At 35.1% G+C, this 17545-nt stretch carries 17 protein-coding genes and 1 other RNA gene; 7 read left to right on the forward strand and 11 right to left on the reverse strand.

The features are described 5' to 3' along the window. Window positions 1-340 precede the first annotated feature (340 nt). From ACFOZ1_RS07845 to tadA, 7 genes are all read right to left on the reverse strand, one after another. Entirely contained in the window at window positions 341-601 is a 261-nt protein-coding gene (locus ACFOZ1_RS07845) for a pro-sigmaK processing inhibitor BofA family protein (protein WP_390198140.1), read from the reverse strand. 66 nt (window positions 602-667) lie between these two features. Further along, on the reverse strand, window positions 668-880 hold the full coding sequence (locus ACFOZ1_RS07850; protein WP_390198143.1) for a YaaL family protein: 213 nt from the start codon (window positions 878-880) through the stop codon (window positions 668-670). Window positions 881-893: 13 nt separating this feature from the next. Beyond that, window positions 894-1490: a recombination mediator RecR gene (recR, locus tag ACFOZ1_RS07855; RefSeq protein ID WP_390198145.1), complete on the reverse strand. Its 597-nt coding sequence runs from the start codon at window positions 1488-1490 to the stop codon at window positions 894-896. Window positions 1491-1502: 12 nt separating this feature from the next. Then, the gene (locus ACFOZ1_RS07860) at window positions 1503-1826 is read right to left on the reverse strand and encodes a YbaB/EbfC family nucleoid-associated protein (RefSeq protein WP_390198148.1); all 324 of its coding nucleotides are present in this window, start codon (window positions 1824-1826) and stop codon (window positions 1503-1505) included. Window positions 1827-1859: 33 nt separating this feature from the next. Then, a complete protein-coding gene (dnaX, locus tag ACFOZ1_RS07865) occupies window positions 1860-3539 on the reverse strand; it encodes a DNA polymerase III subunit gamma/tau (protein ID WP_390198149.1) in 1680 nt (559 codons plus the stop codon). A 474-nt stretch (window positions 3540-4013) separates the two neighbouring features. Further along, window positions 4014-4279: signal recognition particle sRNA large type (gene ffs / locus ACFOZ1_RS07870), an RNA gene on the reverse strand. 344 nt (window positions 4280-4623) lie between these two features. Then, the gene (tadA, locus tag ACFOZ1_RS07875; RefSeq protein ID WP_390198152.1) at window positions 4624-5364 is read right to left on the reverse strand and encodes a tRNA adenosine(34) deaminase TadA; all 741 of its coding nucleotides are present in this window, start codon (window positions 5362-5364) and stop codon (window positions 4624-4626) included. Window positions 5365-5523: 159 nt separating this feature from the next. Between tadA and ACFOZ1_RS07880 the strand changes: the two genes are divergently transcribed. Then, window positions 5524-6042, forward strand: coding sequence for a cysteine hydrolase family protein (locus ACFOZ1_RS07880; protein ID WP_390198154.1), 519 nt, complete (start codon window positions 5524-5526; stop codon window positions 6040-6042). Window positions 6043-6120: 78 nt separating this feature from the next. Continuing rightward, a complete protein-coding gene (locus ACFOZ1_RS07885) occupies window positions 6121-7407 on the forward strand; it encodes a LysM peptidoglycan-binding domain-containing protein (RefSeq protein WP_390198157.1) in 1287 nt (428 codons plus the stop codon). Between the two features lie 228 nt (window positions 7408-7635). Here ACFOZ1_RS07885 and ACFOZ1_RS07890 read toward each other — a convergent pair whose 3' ends face one another. Beyond that, window positions 7636-8076, reverse strand: a complete 441-nt coding sequence (locus ACFOZ1_RS07890) for an RrF2 family transcriptional regulator (protein ID WP_390198160.1) — start codon at window positions 8074-8076, stop codon at window positions 7636-7638. Window positions 8077-8252: 176 nt separating this feature from the next. Here ACFOZ1_RS07890 and hmpA point away from each other — a divergent pair, with 176 nt between their 5' ends. Beyond that, window positions 8253-9476 carry an NO-inducible flavohemoprotein gene (hmpA, locus tag ACFOZ1_RS07895; protein ID WP_390198163.1) on the forward strand — a complete coding sequence of 408 codons (1224 nt, stop codon included), beginning with the start codon at window positions 8253-8255 and terminating at the stop codon, window positions 9474-9476. A gap of 49 nt (window positions 9477-9525) precedes the next feature. Here the strand turns inward: hmpA and acsA are convergent, their stop codons facing one another. Further along, window positions 9526-11241, reverse strand: coding sequence for an acetate--CoA ligase (acsA, locus tag ACFOZ1_RS07900; protein WP_390198166.1), 1716 nt, complete (start codon window positions 11239-11241; stop codon window positions 9526-9528). 242 nt (window positions 11242-11483) lie between these two features. Here acsA and ACFOZ1_RS07905 point away from each other — a divergent pair, with 242 nt between their 5' ends. From ACFOZ1_RS07905 to ACFOZ1_RS07920, 4 genes are read left to right on the forward strand one after another with little or no spacing between them, the layout of a single operon-like run. Continuing rightward, entirely contained in the window at window positions 11484-12956 is a 1473-nt protein-coding gene (locus ACFOZ1_RS07905; protein WP_390198169.1) for a spore germination protein, read from the forward strand. Window positions 12957-12972: 16 nt separating this feature from the next. After that, the gene (locus ACFOZ1_RS07910; RefSeq protein WP_390198171.1) at window positions 12973-14061 is read left to right on the forward strand and encodes a GerAB/ArcD/ProY family transporter; all 1089 of its coding nucleotides are present in this window, start codon (window positions 12973-12975) and stop codon (window positions 14059-14061) included. Further along, complete coding sequence (locus tag ACFOZ1_RS07915; RefSeq protein ID WP_390198174.1) at window positions 14058-15302, forward strand: Ger(x)C family spore germination protein; 1245 nt, start codon at window positions 14058-14060, stop codon at window positions 15300-15302. The genes ACFOZ1_RS07910 and ACFOZ1_RS07915 overlap by 4 nt, the downstream gene beginning before the upstream one ends. After that, window positions 15302-15466 carry a hypothetical protein gene (locus tag ACFOZ1_RS07920; RefSeq protein WP_390198175.1) on the forward strand — a complete coding sequence of 55 codons (165 nt, stop codon included), beginning with the start codon at window positions 15302-15304 and terminating at the stop codon, window positions 15464-15466. The genes ACFOZ1_RS07915 and ACFOZ1_RS07920 overlap by 1 nt, the downstream gene beginning before the upstream one ends. 293 nt (window positions 15467-15759) lie before the next feature. Here ACFOZ1_RS07920 and ACFOZ1_RS07925 read toward each other — a convergent pair whose 3' ends face one another. Further along, the gene (locus ACFOZ1_RS07925; RefSeq protein ID WP_390198178.1) at window positions 15760-16866 is read right to left on the reverse strand and encodes a hypothetical protein; all 1107 of its coding nucleotides are present in this window, start codon (window positions 16864-16866) and stop codon (window positions 15760-15762) included. A 338-nt stretch (window positions 16867-17204) separates the two neighbouring features. Beyond that, window positions 17205-17510 (reverse strand): hypothetical protein, encoded by a 306-nt coding sequence (locus tag ACFOZ1_RS07930; protein ID WP_390198180.1) that lies wholly within the window; start codon window positions 17508-17510, stop codon window positions 17205-17207. Window positions 17511-17545: the final 35 nt, after the last annotated feature.

Consider the following 17545-nt stretch of genomic DNA (forward strand, 5'->3'; position numbering starts at 1 on the left):
TCTCAAATAAAGTTGACTTTAAGCTCGCTTCTAAAAGCTAGCATTTCTTACTATATATCATACTGGTTGTTTTGTTCAGTTTTCAATGATCAAGTTTTTGTGACAACTTTTAAAGTATATCACTTTTAAAATTCAATGTCAACAACTTTTTAATTAATTATTTAAGTCAAGTTGAGATAACATTGCGTCGTTTTCAGCGACAAGTAATACTATACCATCTATTAAACTTGTAAGTCAACACTTTTCCTAAAAAATATTTCAAAACTATTAAAAAAGAAGTGATAGCTAATAGCCACACTTCTTTTTACATCCATTCTAATAAGAAAAATATATTCCGTTGTTACACGATAAATAAATGAATGGCAGTTAATGATGCAATTCCTGGAATGCCTAAAATTCCAACAACAACTGTTGTGAAAATGTTGATCGGTATGTGCAATCCAAATGAAGCACCGAAAAGATTAAAAAAGAATAAAAATAGAACACCTATTGTTACTTTAATTGCACTTTGTCCAATCAGCTTTGTAAAATTAATCGGTATACCTTTTACTAGAAGAAGAACAATTAAAACTATTATACCTCCGATTATCCATATATCCATTTGCTTGTCCCCTTTGTACAATATAATTATTACTACTATATGTAGAAAGGGGAAGAAATAGACTGGTTAATTTGCAGAGATGCTTCTATATTTTGCTTCTTTAATCAAATACAAATACTTCGCTTTAGTTACTGCTAAATCAAACTGTCCCTTCTCGCTAGGTTCAATACTACGATACATTATTGATTCTAAATGATCCCATTCAGACTTTAGTTGTTGTATAGATGTTAAGATGTCTTGGTCTAATACAGACTTTTTTACCTTTTTTGATTTAAGCATACAACCACCCTTTTTATAGTTCTCTTCTTCCTTCTAATGCCTTAGACAAAGTAACTTCATCCGCATACTCTAAGTCTCCACCCATTGGTAAGCCGTGTGCAATTCTTGTTGTTTTAATTCCAGAAGGTTTTACTAACTTAGATATATACATCGCTGTTGCTTCTCCTTCTATATTCGGGTTTGTTGCTAGAATCAATTCTTGAATTTCGTCATCTTTTAATCTGTTAATTAATGAAGGTACATTAATATCTTCAGGCCCAATTCCATCCATTGGGGAAATGGCACCATGCAACACATGGTATTTCCCTCGGAATTCCCTCATTTTTTCCATTGCTATCACATCTTTTGGATCTTGTACGACACAAATTAAAGAACTATCCCTTGTATTATCTGTACAAATTGCACAAGGATCCTGATCTGTAATATGCCCACATATACTACAATGACTTAACTCTCTTTTCGCGTTAGCTAATGCTTTTGCAAAGTCTAATACGTCATCTTCTTTCATATTTAGTACAAAGAAAGCCAGGCGGACTGCTGTCTTCGGTCCGATACCTGGCAATTTCGTAAAACTATCAATCAATTTTGATATTGGCTCTGGATAATACATGCAAACTGCCTCCTAGAACATGCCTCCAGGTAAATTTAATCCTTTTGTGAATTTACCCATTGTATCATTTGTCTTGTCTTCTACTTCTTTTAATACTTCATTTGTTGCAGCCAAAATTAAATCTTGTAGCATTTCGATATCATCTGGATCCACTACTTCTTCTTTAATTTCGATATCTGTAATTTCCTTTTTTCCATTTGCCGTAATTTTGACCATTCCGCCACCTGCAGTTGCTTCAAAAGTCATTTCTTGAAGTTCTTCTTGTGCCTTCATCATATCTCTTTGCATTTTTTGCATTTGTTTCATCATTTTGTTCATATTTCCTCCACCACGCATGGAAATCCCTCCTAAAAATGTATATAAATATTATTATTCATCATGCACTTCTAACAAATCCTCGCCGACCAACTCTCTCGCCTTATCTATAACAGGATCTTGTTCCTTTATAGTAGGTGTTGTATCAGTCGAATCTTGTTCTTTTTGTTTCTTTACATATTCTTCTCTTAATGTATTCCAGTTTTCCTCAGGAATAGGGATAAAACTAATCTCATGTCCTAGTACTTCAGATAAGACTAATTCTATCGTTTGTTTATGTTCTAATGCAAGCGAACAGTGTATTTCATAACGAAAGGCAAGTATTATAAAATTCGGAGAAGCTGCACTTGGCTTACTATTCTGAATAGTAGCATGTGCTGGTGCACTTCTTTTCTTTAGTGTTTCCATAATATTAGGCCATTTTGTTCGAACTTGTTTAACTAAGTCTTTTGACGCTTCTGTCAACACATGTCTAATTCTATCATATGGTACATTATAATTATTTCGACTAGGTGTACTTCTTCGTTGTTGTTGAGGTATTTTCTCTTGCTCAACAATTTGTTTTGGCATCTCTTTTAACTTATTTTCAAGCATCGATATTTTTTGAAGTAATTGTTCGTAATCATTAGATGTACTCTCAGATTGCTTCGCCTCTTGTTGGCAAATTTTCAATATAGCTATTTCAATAAATACCTTTGGGCTATTTGTCCACTTAATTTCTTGTTGGCATGCATTCAATTCTTTTATTGCTGATTGCAGCCAAATTGCATCTATATTACCAGTCAACTCTTTAAATCGATCATCAACAATCGCACGCTCTAAAACATTTTCTAAATTAGACGCTGTTTGATACAGTAAGATATCACGTAAAAAGTAAATAAGGTCAAAGACAAAACGTCCTGGATCTTTTCCTGTCTGAATCAATTGATCCACTTCTACTAATGCTTGTTGTACATTTTTATCATACATTACTTGGACGATAGTAGCTAAATTTTGTTGGGAAACAGAACCTGTGACTGCAAGTACATCTTCTACTGTCACTTCTTCTTCGCTATAGGAAATTGCCTGATCTAATAAACTTAACGCATCACGCATTCCACCTTCAGCAGCTAGTGCTACCATCTCTAATGCTTGAGTAGAAATGGCAACATTTTCTTCCCTTGTAATATGGGCCATCCGATCAACCATTGCTTGTTGAGAAATACGCTTAAAATCAAATCGTTGACATCTTGAAATAATGGTTAATGGTATTTTATGTGGCTCTGTTGTTGCCAATATAAAAATTACATGTTTCGGTGGTTCTTCTAATGTTTTTAATAATGCGTTAAATGCACCAATCGATAACATGTGCACTTCATCAATAATGTATACTTTATATGTAGTAACGCTCGGTGCATACTTTACTTTATCACGGATATCGCGGATTTGTTCCACACCGTTATTAGAAGCAGCATCTATTTCAACGACATCTGATATGGAGCCATCTTGTATACCTCTGCATGCAGCACATTCATTACAAGGTTCTAATGATGGGCTTCTCTCACAATTCACCGCTTTAGCAAATATTTTGGCTGCACTCGTCTTTCCTGTACCACGAGGACCTGAAAATAAATATGCATGAGTAAATTTATCCTGCATAATCGCATTTTGCAATGTACGCGTAATATGTCCTTGTCCAACAACATCCTCAAAATTCTTCGGACGCCAAACGCGATATAATGCCTGATATCCCATCTTTTTGACCCCTTTACCATAATTTATTACCGCTTCTATTATTGTAGCAAATCCCAACAATAAAAACGAGTACAAGCTATAAGAAATTGAAATACTTCTGCTACACAAATATACAAAAGCGGAAACGTCCGTTTAGAAACGTAGCGACTGGAGTGAACCAACTGAGATAAAGGAATCACGATGAGCTTGCGAATCGATGATGACTTATCGTAGGGCGGTTTGCGAAGTCGCCTAGTTTCTGGGCGTTGGAGCTAGACGAGAACAAAAGCGGAAACGTCCGTTTAGAAACGTAGCGACTGGAGTGAACCAACTGAGATAAAGTGAGACTTCAATCAGTTGGAGTTGTAAACTCTAACTGATTGGTAGCGAAACTTATCAGTGTGTTAGTGACCATTTACCTACTAGCATTCTGATTTCCTATGCAGCAAAAAACCTCTCGTCCAATGACAAGAGGTTTACTATATGTATATAACGCCGTGCACCAAGCTTCGATGACACTGCCCAAAGCGTTACTTAAGTTCATAGCTCGGCCCAGGCTTCCCTGCGGCACACAAGAAGAATCGCTTAATGCTGCTTCCTTCCGGACCTGACATGGTTCACGAGTTCCTGTTGCGCAGGACCCGGACGTCAACACTACTCCCTTAAGGCAGACCTTAAAGCAATGGCACCTCAGCAAGGTACTCAGTCTCGCTACAGCGGATTGCGAGTACAGGGCACCGCTACCTCCCCACCTAGCACGGCAAATTTGCTAATATAATCAGTTGCGCAACTTACGCGCATTTATTAGTATACCCTTTTTCATCTAAAAGTGCAAGTTTCCTAAGAACAAAAGCGGAAACGCCTGGTTAGAAACGTAGAGACTGGAGTGAACCTACTGAGATAAAGTGAGACTTCAATCAGTTAGAGTTGTAAACTCTAACTGATTGGTAGCGAAACTTATCAGAGTGTTAGCGACCGTATACACACAACTAGCATACGAAATGTATAATACTCTTATTATGTTGTGGGTATTACGGACGCTTCACAGTGGAAAAGGAATCACGGCGAGCTTGCGAACCGATGATGACTTATACTCACCCATGTTTTACTCCTTAAGCCTGAAGCGATGTGGTTTGTTTGTATCTACTCTCTCTATCTTATTTCTTGCCTCTAAATCTAATTTTACAGATGTACAATACCAATCAATTGATCCATCAAACGATTTGTTTAGATTCATTTTTAATTTATTGCGTAATTCCTTCAATGTCAGTGCTTCTTTTTCTAATTCTTTCATAATTGCACCTTTTATTATTTCATACTTTTGCTTATCCACTTTTTGCATCGTTTTTGTTGGATCAGGATGGTATAATTGAATTTTTTCTTCTACAGCTTGCCTTTCTTCTCTTAATATTTGAAAAAAATGACTTAATAAATGTCCACATTCATCTGCCATCACGCCACTTGTAACATGCACTTTATGATTAAATGCTTCATTTTCTAAAAGATTCATGATAGAACCACAGCATCCTGCCTTTGGATCCCGAGCACCATACACCACATGTGGAATTCTTGCTTGTACAATGGCACCAGCACACATAGGACATGGCTCTAATGTGACATATAATGTACAACCATCTAGGCGCCAACTATTTAAATAGGCATTGGCTTTTTCAATTGCAATCATCTCTGCATGAGCATGTGTTGCTTGAAGTTGTTCTCTTCGATTATGCCCAGTTGCAATGACTTCACCCTTATAGACAATCACAGCACCTATCGGAACCTCACCTAAATTTTCTGCCTTTTTTGCCTCTTCTATCGCTAATTGCATATAATAAGCTTCCATCATATTCTCACACTTTTCCTAATTTATTGAATGATGAACAAGTAAAATGTTCCTTTATGTGATTAATAGTGCCGAAAAAATGAAAGAAGTGCAAGTATTTCATGCATGAATTCCTTTAAGTTAGGGTATGTTGTCAACAGAAGAGAATGGAGGTATCGATTTGTGAATACAGCATTATTAGTTATTGATTTAATGAATGATTTTGATTTTCATGAAGGGAAACACTTATTAGAACATACAAAGAAAATTCTTCCTAATATTGAAAAGTTAAAAAATTACGCCAAAGACAATCATTATCCTATTATCTATATTAATGACCATTATGATACGTGGGAAACGGATTACAAGAAAATTGCTAAAGCTTGTGAGACAAAAGAAAATAAAGATGTGATAAATGTCGGATTACCGGATTCTGAAGATTACTTCATTATGAAACCACAAATGTCAGGATTCTTCCGGACACCATTACGCTCATTATTAGAGAATTTAGAAATTGAACATTTAATCATTACCGGAATTGCTGGTAATATTTGCGTATTATTCACAGCAAATGATGCGCATATGCGAGGCTATACATTGCATGTGCCTAAAAATTGTGTAGCTTCAAATACGGAACGACATAACAATGAAGCACTACAATTAATGGAAAAAGTATTTAATGCAAAAATAGATGCCATTTAAACGTTATTTCGACGTTCTACTCTCTTAAGTTTTGTCATACATGTAAGAAGAGACACCATATAGAGAGGAGAACAACTAGTGCAAATATACATCGTTAAACAAGGTGACAATTTATATCAAATTGCTAATCAGTTTGGAACAACATATCAGCGTATCGCAACTGCAAATGAATTAGATCCAAATGTATCACTCGTCATAGGGCAAGCTTTAGTGATTCCGATTTACGGGGAATTTTACACTGTACAACAAGGAGATAGTTTATATACAATCGGACAAAAATTTGGAATCCAGGCAACTGAGCTTGCTCGTGTCAATCAAATCAATCTATATCAACCACTTCAAATAGGTACAAGGCTATACATTCCGGAAACACCCAAAAGACAAGTAGAAGCAAACGCATATATTGAACCTACAGGTGGAACCGTATCGGATACACTCGAGGAAGCAGCGAGAAAGCATAGCAAAAACCTCACATATCTTGCACCTTTTTCCTACCAAGTATCGAGAAAAGGAGAGCTCATTCCGCCACCACTTAATGACTTTGCGTCCATCGCAAAAAGTAATAATACTGTATTGATGCTTGTTGTAACAAATTTAGAAGATGGCGCATTTAGTGCAGAATTAGGCAAAAGCATTTTGACAGATGAAAATGTCCAAAATACATTACTAGAGCAAATTATTTCTACAGCGAAAGAAATTGGATATGGTGATGTTTCCTTTGATTTTGAATTTTTGCCACCAGCAAATAAAGCAGATTACCAAAAATTTTTAGAAAAGGCTACTGCACGTCTACACGAAGAAGGGTTGTTAGTTTCTACAGCGTTAGCCCCGAAAACTAGTGCTGACCAAAAAGGTGAATGGTATGAAGCACATGATTATAAAGCTCATGGGGATATTGTTGATTTTGTCGTACTTATGACATATGAATGGGGATATAGTGGCGGCCCACCAATGGCTGTATCACCAATTGGACCTGTTACGGATGTCGTAGATTATGCGCTCACTGAAATCCCTGCAAATAAAATTATGCTAGGTCAAAATTTATATGGTTATGATTGGACATTGCCATATGTTCCTGGTGGCGAATATGCAAAAGCCGTAAGCCCACAACAAGCCATCACCGTTGCACGAGATAATAATCAATCCATTTTATATGATCAAAAATCACAAGCACCGTATTTCTTTTATACAGATAGTATTGGCAAAAGACACGAAGTATGGTTCGAGGATGCAAGATCCATTCAACGGAAATTTGATTTAATTAAAGAAAAAAATCTACGCGGCATCAGCTATTGGAAACTAGGCCTATCCTTCCCCCAAAACTGGCTACTACTAGAAGATAACTTTCAAATTACAAAGAAATAACAAAAGCTCTAGTGCCCGTTTAGGAACGTAGGGACTGGAGAGAATCAACAGAAATAAAGGAATCACGATGAGCTTGCGAATCGATGATGACTTATTGATAGTTGATTATCGAAGTCCCCTAGTTCCTGGGCGCTTGAGCTAGACGGACAAAAGCTCTAGTGCCCGTTTAGGAACGTAGCAACTCTTGTTATTCTTTCTCCTTATAAAAAATATGGAGAGCAATCATCCTCAGCTCTCCATATCTATATTCATCAACTGTTTTAATTCCTCTTTATTTCCTACTAAATCCTCTAATGTATAGCCATCTAATACTTGAAAAAAAGCAGCGATTGCTTTTGCAACAGCGTGTTTTAAATGACATGCTGATGTGATGACACATTGGTTATGATTACCGTCAAAGCACTCTAACATATAAAAATCATTTTCCATTAACCGCACAACAGCACCAACATTAATATCCTTTGGCTCTTTTGCTAATATCATGCCGCCATTTCTACCTCTTATTGTTTCAATATAACCGTTCACACTCAACTGATGGACAACTTTCCGAATATGCTCTGTTGAAATAAAAAATGTGTCTGATATCTCATTGATGCTCGTCTTTTCATTTTTTGACGCTGTGTAAATAAGTACACGTAACGCATAATCGGTATATTTCTTTAACCGCATAAATACATGCTCCTTTAATTCACTCAATAGTCTAAGTCTACACGTTTAGTCAATAATTTGACAATAGTATGTAACAAAATTGTCATACCTTTCGTCTAAATCCCCTTGAATTACTTTTGCAACTTTTTATACAATAAAACATGTAAACAAAATACATGTTTTAAAAGGAGATTGTTATGTCAACTCAAACTCAACCTTTATCAAAAGAAACAATTGAAATCGTAAAGTCCACAGTACCAGTACTTGAACAACATGGTAATGCTATTACTTCTCGATTTTATCAATTATTATTTACAAATCATCCGGAACTTAAAAATATCTTTAATCAAACAAACCAAAAAAGAGGTAAGCAACCTCAAGCATTAGCGAATGCTGTCTATGCAGCGGCTGCTAATATCGATCAATTGCACAACATTTTGCCTGTCGTAAAACAAATTGCACATAAACACCGCAGTTTGAATATTCGTGCGGAACATTATCCAATTGTTGGAGAGAATTTATTAAAAGCAATGAAAGACGTCCTTGGTGATGCCTGTACAGATACTATTACAAATGCATGGGCAGAGGCTTATGGTGTGATTGCAGATGCATTTATCAGTGTAGAAAAAGAAATGTATCAAGAAACAGCACAACAAAAAGGAGGATGGATTGGCTATCGTGACTTTACTGTCATTCAAAAAGTAGAAGAAAGTGATGTGATTACTTCCTTTTATTTAAAACCAGCTGACTTAGGGGAGATTCCTACATTTGAAGCGGGCCAATATATTACAGTAAAAGTACAAGTGCCTGGTATTCCATATACTTGCCAAAGACAATATAGTTTGTCCTGTCAACCAAATAGTGAATATTTCCGAATTAGTGTAAAAAAAGAAACAGGCATGGAAGGACATCCAGATGGCGTTGTATCTATTTTCTTACATGAACAAGTAACAGAAGGGGACAAAATTGCTATTAGTGCACCTGCAGGCGATTTCGTATTAAATAAAGAGACAAAACCGCTTGTATTAATTAGCGGTGGTGTTGGTTTAACACCATTAACAAGCATGCTTCATACAGCAATCGAGCAACAACCAAATCGTGAAATTCATTATATTCATGCGGCACAAACAGAAAAGATGCATGCATTAAAAGATGAAGTAACGAATGCTGCATCAAAAAGTGACCATGTACATTGCTACACTGTTTATGAGAAGCCTGTAGATGAAAGTACTTGTGATAAAACTGGTTTTATTGATTTAACATTCTTACAATCCATTATTCCGACAACAGATGCTTCCTTCTACTTCTGTGGACCAGAACCATTCATGAAAGCAGTATTTAAAGCTTTAAAAGAATGGAATGTGGAAGAATCAGATATCCACTTTGAATTTTTCGGACCACAAGGCGATTTAGAAGCTTAAAAAATAAAACAAGGAAATCCAATCAATAATCGGATTTCCTTGTTTTTATTTATTCTTCTAGTGTAGATGTATCGCCTGTCGGTAATCCTAATTCCCATGATTTCAACAGTCGACGCATAATTTTTCCACTTCTTGTTTTTGGAATACTATCTTTAATTTCAATTTCTCTTGGTGCCGCATGTGCACTTAAGCCTGTTTTAACAAAAAGTCGGATATCTTCTAATAACTCATCAGAAGCTTCATAACCTGGATTTAATGTAATAAATGCTTTAATGATCTCTCCACGTTCTGGATCTGGTTTTCCTATAACACCAGCTTCTGCAACAGCTTTATGTTCAATGAGCTTACTCTCCACTTCAAATGGTCCAACGCGTTCACCTGATGTATTAATAACATCATCCAAACGTCCTTGGAACCAAAAATAACCGTCTTCATCCATGTATGCACTATCCCCTGACACATACCATCCATTAAGAAAATAACTTTCGTATTTGCCCGGATTGCTCCAAATCGCACGCATCATAGAAGGCCAACCTTTTTTAATTGCTAAATTACCCATTTGATTTGGCGGCAATACATTTCCTTCATTATCTACAATTGCTGCATCTACACCAGGAATAGGTTTCCCCATAGAACCTGGTCTTATTTCCATACATGGTAGATTCACAATAAGCATCGCACCTGTTTCTGTCATCCACCACGTATCATGTATACGTAAATCAAATACACGTAATGCCCATGTGATTACTTCAGGATTCAAAGGTTCCCCGACACTCATAATATGACGCAAATGAGAAAAATCGTATTGTCTTACTAATTCTTCACCAGCACTTACGAATTTACGTAATGCTGTTGGAGCAGTATACCATATTGTTACATGATGTTTATCTAATGTTTCATACCAAGATTCTGGTGTAAATCGTCCACCTCTAATCACATTCGTTACCCCATGCAGCCATGGTGCGAAAATACCGTAGCTTGTGCCAGTTACCCAGCCAGGATCTGCTGTGCACCAATACGTATCGTCTTCTTTTAAATCAATTACCCATTTTCCTGTTGCGTAATGTTGAATCATAGCATTGTGTACATGATATACCCCCTTTGGCTTGCCTGTAGAACCTGATGTATAATGAATAAGCATTCCATCTTCAAGGTCCACCCATTCTATATCAAATGTCTCTGCCGCATTTGTTACTTCTTTATTGAAATCAATATATTTATCTGTATCGATTTCCTCATCGCTAATTAACACAATTTGTTCAAGTTTTGGCAATTCATCAACAGGCACACGTTGTAACAATTCAGGTGTCGTGATCAGCATCGTTGCTTCACTATCCTCTAGTCTGTCACGAACTGCCTGTTCCATAAATGCTTCAAACAATGGCCCAGCAATTGCCCCAATCTTTAAGATACCAAAGAAACTAGCATAAAATTCTGGGCTTCTAGGCATAAATAAAAAAACTCGATCCCCTTTTTGTACGTCATATTTCTTTAGTACATTTGCTACTTGATTGCTACGTTTACTTAGTTGACTGAATGTTACTTTTTCTTCACGATCAGGTGCTGTATATAATAATGCTACTTTGTCTTGTAATGATGGGTTATTTGCATGTTTATCAACTGCTTCATATGCTGCATTTACTTTACCTGTTTCATACCAAGTAAATGCTTTTTTTATCTCTTCCCAGTCGAACTTCTCTCTAACTTCCTCATAACTCGTCACATTGTAGTTACCTTCTCTTGCTGGTATTCTCGTCATATCCATCCCTATCGCTCCTTTAATTTGTAAACGTTTGCATTTTCACTTTCTTGAAATGTTTCTCCCCTACTATTTATTGTAACTAATTATGATTAGATTGCAAGTAGTTTCCATTTTTCACGGAGTCTGTTCACAAGTAACGGTTATTCACTCCAAAATCGATTTGTCTAATTTCGTATGTTCTACACAAAATCGCGAATACTATATTGTGAACATTCCAATTGACAGAAAAAGGAGGAAGCTTCCTATTGCGAACAAAACGAAAACAATTGGTCAATAAACATATCGATCCTTCTTTAGAGAATAATATAGAGGAAATGAAAAAGTCGTTCTATTATGAAGTAAATAAAGATTTTAGCATGCGTACATTACATGTGAAATTTAAAAATAAAGAAGCATGTCTTTTTTATTATGGTTCGATTGTGAATGGCGATACGATTAATCTACATATTATCAAACCACTTTTGGAACAAGATAGCCATGATAAATTAGCCAATATCGTCACAATTGAAAATATCGAAGAAGTAACAGATTTCGAGAATGCCATTCAAAATGTGAATAGTGGAAAAGTTATCATGTTTATTGATGGAGATACCATTGCGTATTCTATGGATGCCTCTGACTTTCAACATCGTACCATTACAAAGTCAGAGAATGAAAGTGTCATTAAAGGGCCTCAAGATGCTTTTACGGAATCATTAAATTCAAATATCTCCCTCATTCGTAAACAATTACATAATCAATGTTTAGTAAATGAGGGCATTCAAGTAGGGAAGAGGTCTATTAATGAAGTGAATATGATGTACATTAAGGATGTTGTGAATGAAGAGCTTGTTGATAATATCAGAAAACGTCTAAAAGATATCAATGTAGATTCTGTTCGTAATCTGGAACTTCTTGAACAGTATTTAGAAGAACGTCCATATTCCTTATTGCCTACTATTCTTTATACAGAAAAACCAGATAAAGCGACAGCCTTTTTAGAAGATGGGTATATTATTTTGTTAATGAATACTTCCGCTGCATGTCTCATCGTTCCTGTTACGTTCTGGTCTTACTTTCATACACCTGAAGACAGGTATCTACGTTTTTTTTATGGAAACTTTAGTAGAGCAATACGTTTATTTTGTTTTTATTTAACTTCGATGATTAGCGCAACATATGTCGCTGTTTCTAACTTTCATAGTGAGATGATTCCACCAGATTTACTATTAGCTATTACAGCCTCTCGAGAAAGAGTGCCATTTCCACTTATTTTTGAAGTACTTATTATGGAGATTGCTTTTGAATTAATTAGAGAAGCTGGTATACGAATTCCTAATCCACTTGGACCGACCATTGGTATTGTTGGTGCATTAATTCTCGGACAAGCGGCCGTTCAAGCAAATATTATTAGCCCAATCATTGTTATTATTGTCGCATTATCAGGGCTATCTTCTTTTGCTTTACCTGATTTAAGTATCAATTTCGCTGTTCGAATGGTCCGCTTTATTTTTATTTTTGCTGCAGGTTTCTATGGCATGCTTGCACTAACAGGAGCCTTTTTAATTTTCTTTATGTATGCAGCATCATTAAAGTCATTTGGTGTGCCATTCTTTTCACCAATGTCACCTGTATTCAGTTCTTCTAAAGATACCGTATTTCGTGGCTTACTGAAGAAGGAGACGTATCGACCTGGTTATCTTGATTTAAAGAATTCCATCAAACGAGGAAATAAATAGAAAGGAGAAAGCAGACATGCAAAACAATGGTTTTTTAAGGGGAAGAGAAATTGCTGCAATGGTGTTAATCATTGTAGGGATTAAATTATCTGACTCGACACCTGCATTACTTGCACAAAAAGCACAAAATGGCTTTTGGCTCATTCCTATCATAGGTTTTGTATGTATTTTTCCTAGCTTTCTTATCCTTTTATATTTATTAAAAAAATATAAAGATAAAAATTTAATTGAAATGTTTGAACAACTATTAGGTAAGTGGGGCGGAAAAATACTGGGAATTATTTTATTTCTCTTCGCCTTATTCACAACAACTGTACAAAGTAGAAATTACGTGGAACAAATAAAGTTGTTGTATTTTCCTGAGTCTCCTACCATAGCTATTTTCTTTATATTTTTTACTGTGGCTTTCTTCGGTGCAAAAAGGGGCATAGAAGTAATTGGGTACACCACTTGGATTGGTTTACTCTTTGTTAAATTATCGGCGTTCCTTATCGTTATATTAGTTTTTGGTGATGTAGTATTTGAAAGAATTTATCCAATTTTTGGAGCAGATTTCTCCATTGTTTTAAAAGAAGGATTTTTAAAATCATCTATGTTTGGTGAACTCATCTTCTTTCTTATTGCTTATTTAGCGGCACAAGATACGAAGATGTTTCGAAAAGGAAGTATCATTGCAGCATGTATTGCAATACTTGAGATAACACTTTATTGCATAATCTATGTAACGGTTTTTGATTATAACTCTGTATCTAAGATTGCCTTTTTGTTTCATGATATCACTCAATTTATCAATATGGGACAATACTTTACTAATATTGAAACAATCTTTATGGTATTTTGGTTATTCGCAGCTTTTTTGAAGTTTATCATTTTAGGATACATTATTGTATGGATATACGGTGCTGTTTTTCATATTCGTAATTTTGAGCCATTGTTATTACCTTTTTGTTTTATTATTGGCTCATATGGTTTGTTGCCATTTAGTTCTGCTAGAAATGAATTAGTTTTTCATGATCAATTATTGAATACAATGTCGCCTTTTTTAATTATTTTCCCATACATATTATTGCTCGTTGCATTCATGAAGGGAGAATTAAAAAAGTGAAAAGATTATTTTTGTATACTTCCTTACTCATTATATTAACCGCTTGTAATGACAGAATTGAACTAGAGCAACAATCGTATGTCGTTGCTATGGGTGTCGATGCAACAGATCAAAAGGGTGTCTATGCGTTTACATACCAAATTGCAAACCCAGAGGTTGGATCTGCCGCAGTACAAGGAAGTGCTGATGAACCTCCATCAGAAATAGTGACAGTAAATGGGGCAGATTTCTTAAGTGCAACATATACTGCAAATTCATTTGTTGCAAAGAAAATAACGTTAGATCATACAAAGATTATAGTTATATCTGAGGAATTAGCAAGGTCTGATGACTTTATTCGAATCATCCAATCAGCATCTAGAACACCTCAAATTAGAAGAAAAGTACAACTTATTGTCTCAAAAGAAAAAGCATCAGACTTTATCAATCATAATCAACCAATTACAGAACAGCGGCCACATAAGTACTATCAATTTATGTTAACAAGGGCATCACAAACAGGAATTATACCTGAATCAACTTTACATCGTTTCTTTCAAATCACGGAAGGTGATGCAGATTTATTTTTGGCAATCTACGCGACAAATGAAATGTCCGAAGATAAAACAAATAAAAAAGGATTTGAAGACAACTATATCGCAGGGGAAATTCCTCAAATTGGTGGCTCTCCTACACAGTTCATGGGGTCTGCTGTCTTTAAAGAAGGGAAAATGATTGATACACTTGATGGGGAAGATACTAGAGTTGCATATATGTTAGATCCTACACTTGAAATGGATGATTATTTAGCGACAATACCAGATCCACTTATGCCAGAATACCGCATCACCTATGATTATGCCCAACCAAAAGATCCTAATATAAATATTACTTATCATAAAAGTAAACCAACTACGATACAAGTAGATGTTCACTTTCATGCAGAAGTAATTGCCGTTCCAAGCCTCGTCAATTACACACAAAATAAAGAAAAACAAAAGAAATTAGCTGATGCTATTATTCAACGATTACAAGAAAAAACAGATAAATTGATTGAAAAATCTCAAAAAGAATATCAATCAGATCCATTCTATTGGTCACTGTATGTACGCAAAAATTTTCTTACTGTACCAGAATATGAACAAGCAGACTGGCATAAAAACTTGTATCCAAATGCTGATATTACAGTTACTTATCATTTAGATAAATTAGAATTTGGAAAAATGATTGATGATTCCAATCTAGATGAGGTGAGAGATTAATGGGAGACGTAATCTTAATTATACTTACATTATTTATCCTATATAGAATAGTGGTTCATTGTAGACGAACGATAAAAGATGGGAACAAATTAGGGGGATTTGCATATGGATTACTTATTCCTGTCGTATTGTTCACAGCATATATTTTGTTTTTTAATCGCTAATTAAAGGCCCTAGCAGGAATTGAACCTGCGACGCATTGTTTAGGAAACAACTAACACTCGTTATATTACCGAAGTGCTATGCGGTAGCTTATCCGAAGGCTTTAGCGTTGTTCACACTGTTTAGTATACCGTATATAGTCTATTTGCGTATTATAATACGTTATAGATTATTATACGGTAACTTATTCACGGTGACAAGTCATAGAAGGAATAAAGACGGACAACTATCCCTCTATACGTTTCTTATTGCGTCAAAGTAGTTCCTAGAAACACGACTTTACCGAAAGAATTTGTTAATCCTCATTTTTAATTCCGCCATTTTCCAAATTCGAATCCTCTTTTAAGATATTATTTTCGTTATTATAAAGATTCTTAGCGTAACTAAAAGTTATTTTACGGACTGTATTAACAGTTTTATATAATTTTTTCAAAAATTCATAACAAATATCAAAATTTAATTCAGTCTCACCATCAAAGCCAATTTTTTTAAGAGTGTTTGAATTAATTTTACTTCCATGCATTATTGTGTTTCTAACAGTAAAAATATTTGTAAGATTTCGATGCAACTCAGGTTCGACTTCTAACAGGCTATTTTTAAAGAGGTATTTTAAAATTACATTGTAATATTTATCTACCATTTTGCCGTTACTATTAATTAATTTGTCTAAAACTATATCATTTCCTACTCCCCACATAAATCTTGCGTTTGAATTTTCACCCACAACTTCTTTAATAAATGCTTCTGCGGCAATAGCACAATTAATTATGCATTCTTCGTACTTACTTTCAAATAGTGCAACTTGAGCTTTATTTAGATACTTATTCCATTCTCCAACTATAATTTCGTTATGTATTGTTCTACTAATAATTTCTTCATTAATTTGTTTTATTTTTTTATTAATTGCAGTTTCCTGGTAGTCGTCTAAATAGGTACTCAATTCTAAATTACCATCGTCTATTTTTTGAGTTGGCTTCAAAAATATGAAGCTACTATTTTTACCTAGCAACCCACTCAAAGGATTAACTGGAAGGTCCTCAACCCAAAACATTCCAGTAATCGTATTTAATTTATATAAATACACATTAATTTCCTCGGCTAATTGAAAGAATAATTTTTTTCTATCTTCCTCCGGGACATCAATAACAAAATAACTATCCTTTTTTATCTTTTTATAATCTTCAAAGTTTAATTTATTTGATATAGCTTCTACTTCAATGTATAAACAAGTATTTTCCGAATATATATCGTTGTAATAAGTTTCATCTTTTAAATTTGGATAAAACGTAATTTGTAACTCCGGTAAATCGTCAGTAGGACTTAATTTTACTGTCATTTTCTTAACTGTTTCCATTCTAATAACATACGGAAGTCTTATTCTTGTAATTACTTTAATAGCCACAATATCACCCTTTTTTCTCTTTTACTTCTATGGTAATCTATGTACTCTAAAAATGAAAGTAAACAAAAGACGCTAACTCCCAGCGTCCTGTAAAAACCTCTATTTATTACGAAAACTTAACCGTAACCACATAGCGCTGCCCTTTTTTCGGTTCTACTCCGATATGCTTTATACGTCCGCCTTGTAACTCTATTGACCGTTTTAACTCCGCTAACTCCTCAACAGAATAACACTCGAATTTTAATTCTTGCGTCTTTCCCATCCGTTCACCCCGCTTTCTACGTAAAAAAAATACGCCTCCCACACTCGCGAACGTGGTCATAACGGCGTTTGAATATTTATGCGAACGTAATACTATTAAATACTTCGTCTACCTCGTACTTGTCCTTTAAATGCGTTTTTAGTGCTGCACTCAACGTAATTTCATCCGGAAGTGTGATAGTTATATCAATATTGTTTTCTCGGTCACTGATTGCGTTAGCTAGTGTTTGCCGGATGGTATTTTCGATAAAGTCAATGACTGTTGTATCTTCGTCAAACGTGTTCGTCAAGTCTTTACCGTCGATCTTCGCGGTAAATGCTCGATATACACTTCGGGACCTTTCTAATTCTACTTTTTTTAGCGTAATTGTTATATTTTTCATCGTTAAACCTCTCCTTTTTATAAGTTTTTAATGGC

Origin of the sequence: Gracilibacillus marinus (assembly GCF_042651725.1) — a bacterium.
GTDB classification, from domain to species: domain Bacteria; phylum Bacillota; class Bacilli; order Bacillales; family Amphibacillaceae; genus Gracilibacillus; species Gracilibacillus marinus.

Coding starts and splice junctions, on each gene's coding strand:
- ACFOZ1_RS07845 (WP_390198140.1), bottom strand. CDS start 601: ATGGATATATGGATAATCGGAGGTATAATAGTTTTAATTGTTCTTCTT.
- ACFOZ1_RS07850 (WP_390198143.1), bottom strand. CDS start 880: ATGCTTAAATCAAAAAAGGTAAAAAAGTCTGTATTAGACCAAGACATC.
- recR (WP_390198145.1), bottom strand. CDS start 1,490: ATGTATTATCCAGAGCCAATATCAAAATTGATTGATAGTTTTACGAAA.
- ACFOZ1_RS07860 (WP_390198148.1), bottom strand. CDS start 1,826: ATGCGTGGTGGAGGAAATATGAACAAAATGATGAAACAAATGCAAAAA.
- dnaX (WP_390198149.1), bottom strand. CDS start 3,539: ATGGGATATCAGGCATTATATCGCGTTTGGCGTCCGAAGAATTTTGAG.
- tadA (WP_390198152.1), bottom strand. CDS start 5,364: ATGATGGAAGCTTATTATATGCAATTAGCGATAGAAGAGGCAAAAAAG.
- ACFOZ1_RS07890 (WP_390198160.1), bottom strand. CDS start 8,076: ATGCGGTTAAAGAAATATACCGATTATGCGTTACGTGTACTTATTTAC.
- hmpA (WP_390198163.1), top strand. CDS start 8,253: ATGTCAACTCAAACTCAACCTTTATCAAAAGAAACAATTGAAATCGTA.
- acsA (WP_390198166.1), bottom strand. CDS start 11,241: ATGGATATGACGAGAATACCAGCAAGAGAAGGTAACTACAATGTGACG.
- ACFOZ1_RS07910 (WP_390198171.1), top strand. CDS start 12,973: ATGCAAAACAATGGTTTTTTAAGGGGAAGAGAAATTGCTGCAATGGTG.
- ACFOZ1_RS07920 (WP_390198175.1), top strand. CDS start 15,302: ATGGGAGACGTAATCTTAATTATACTTACATTATTTATCCTATATAGA.
- ACFOZ1_RS07930 (WP_390198180.1), bottom strand. CDS start 17,510: ATGAAAAATATAACAATTACGCTAAAAAAAGTAGAATTAGAAAGGTCC.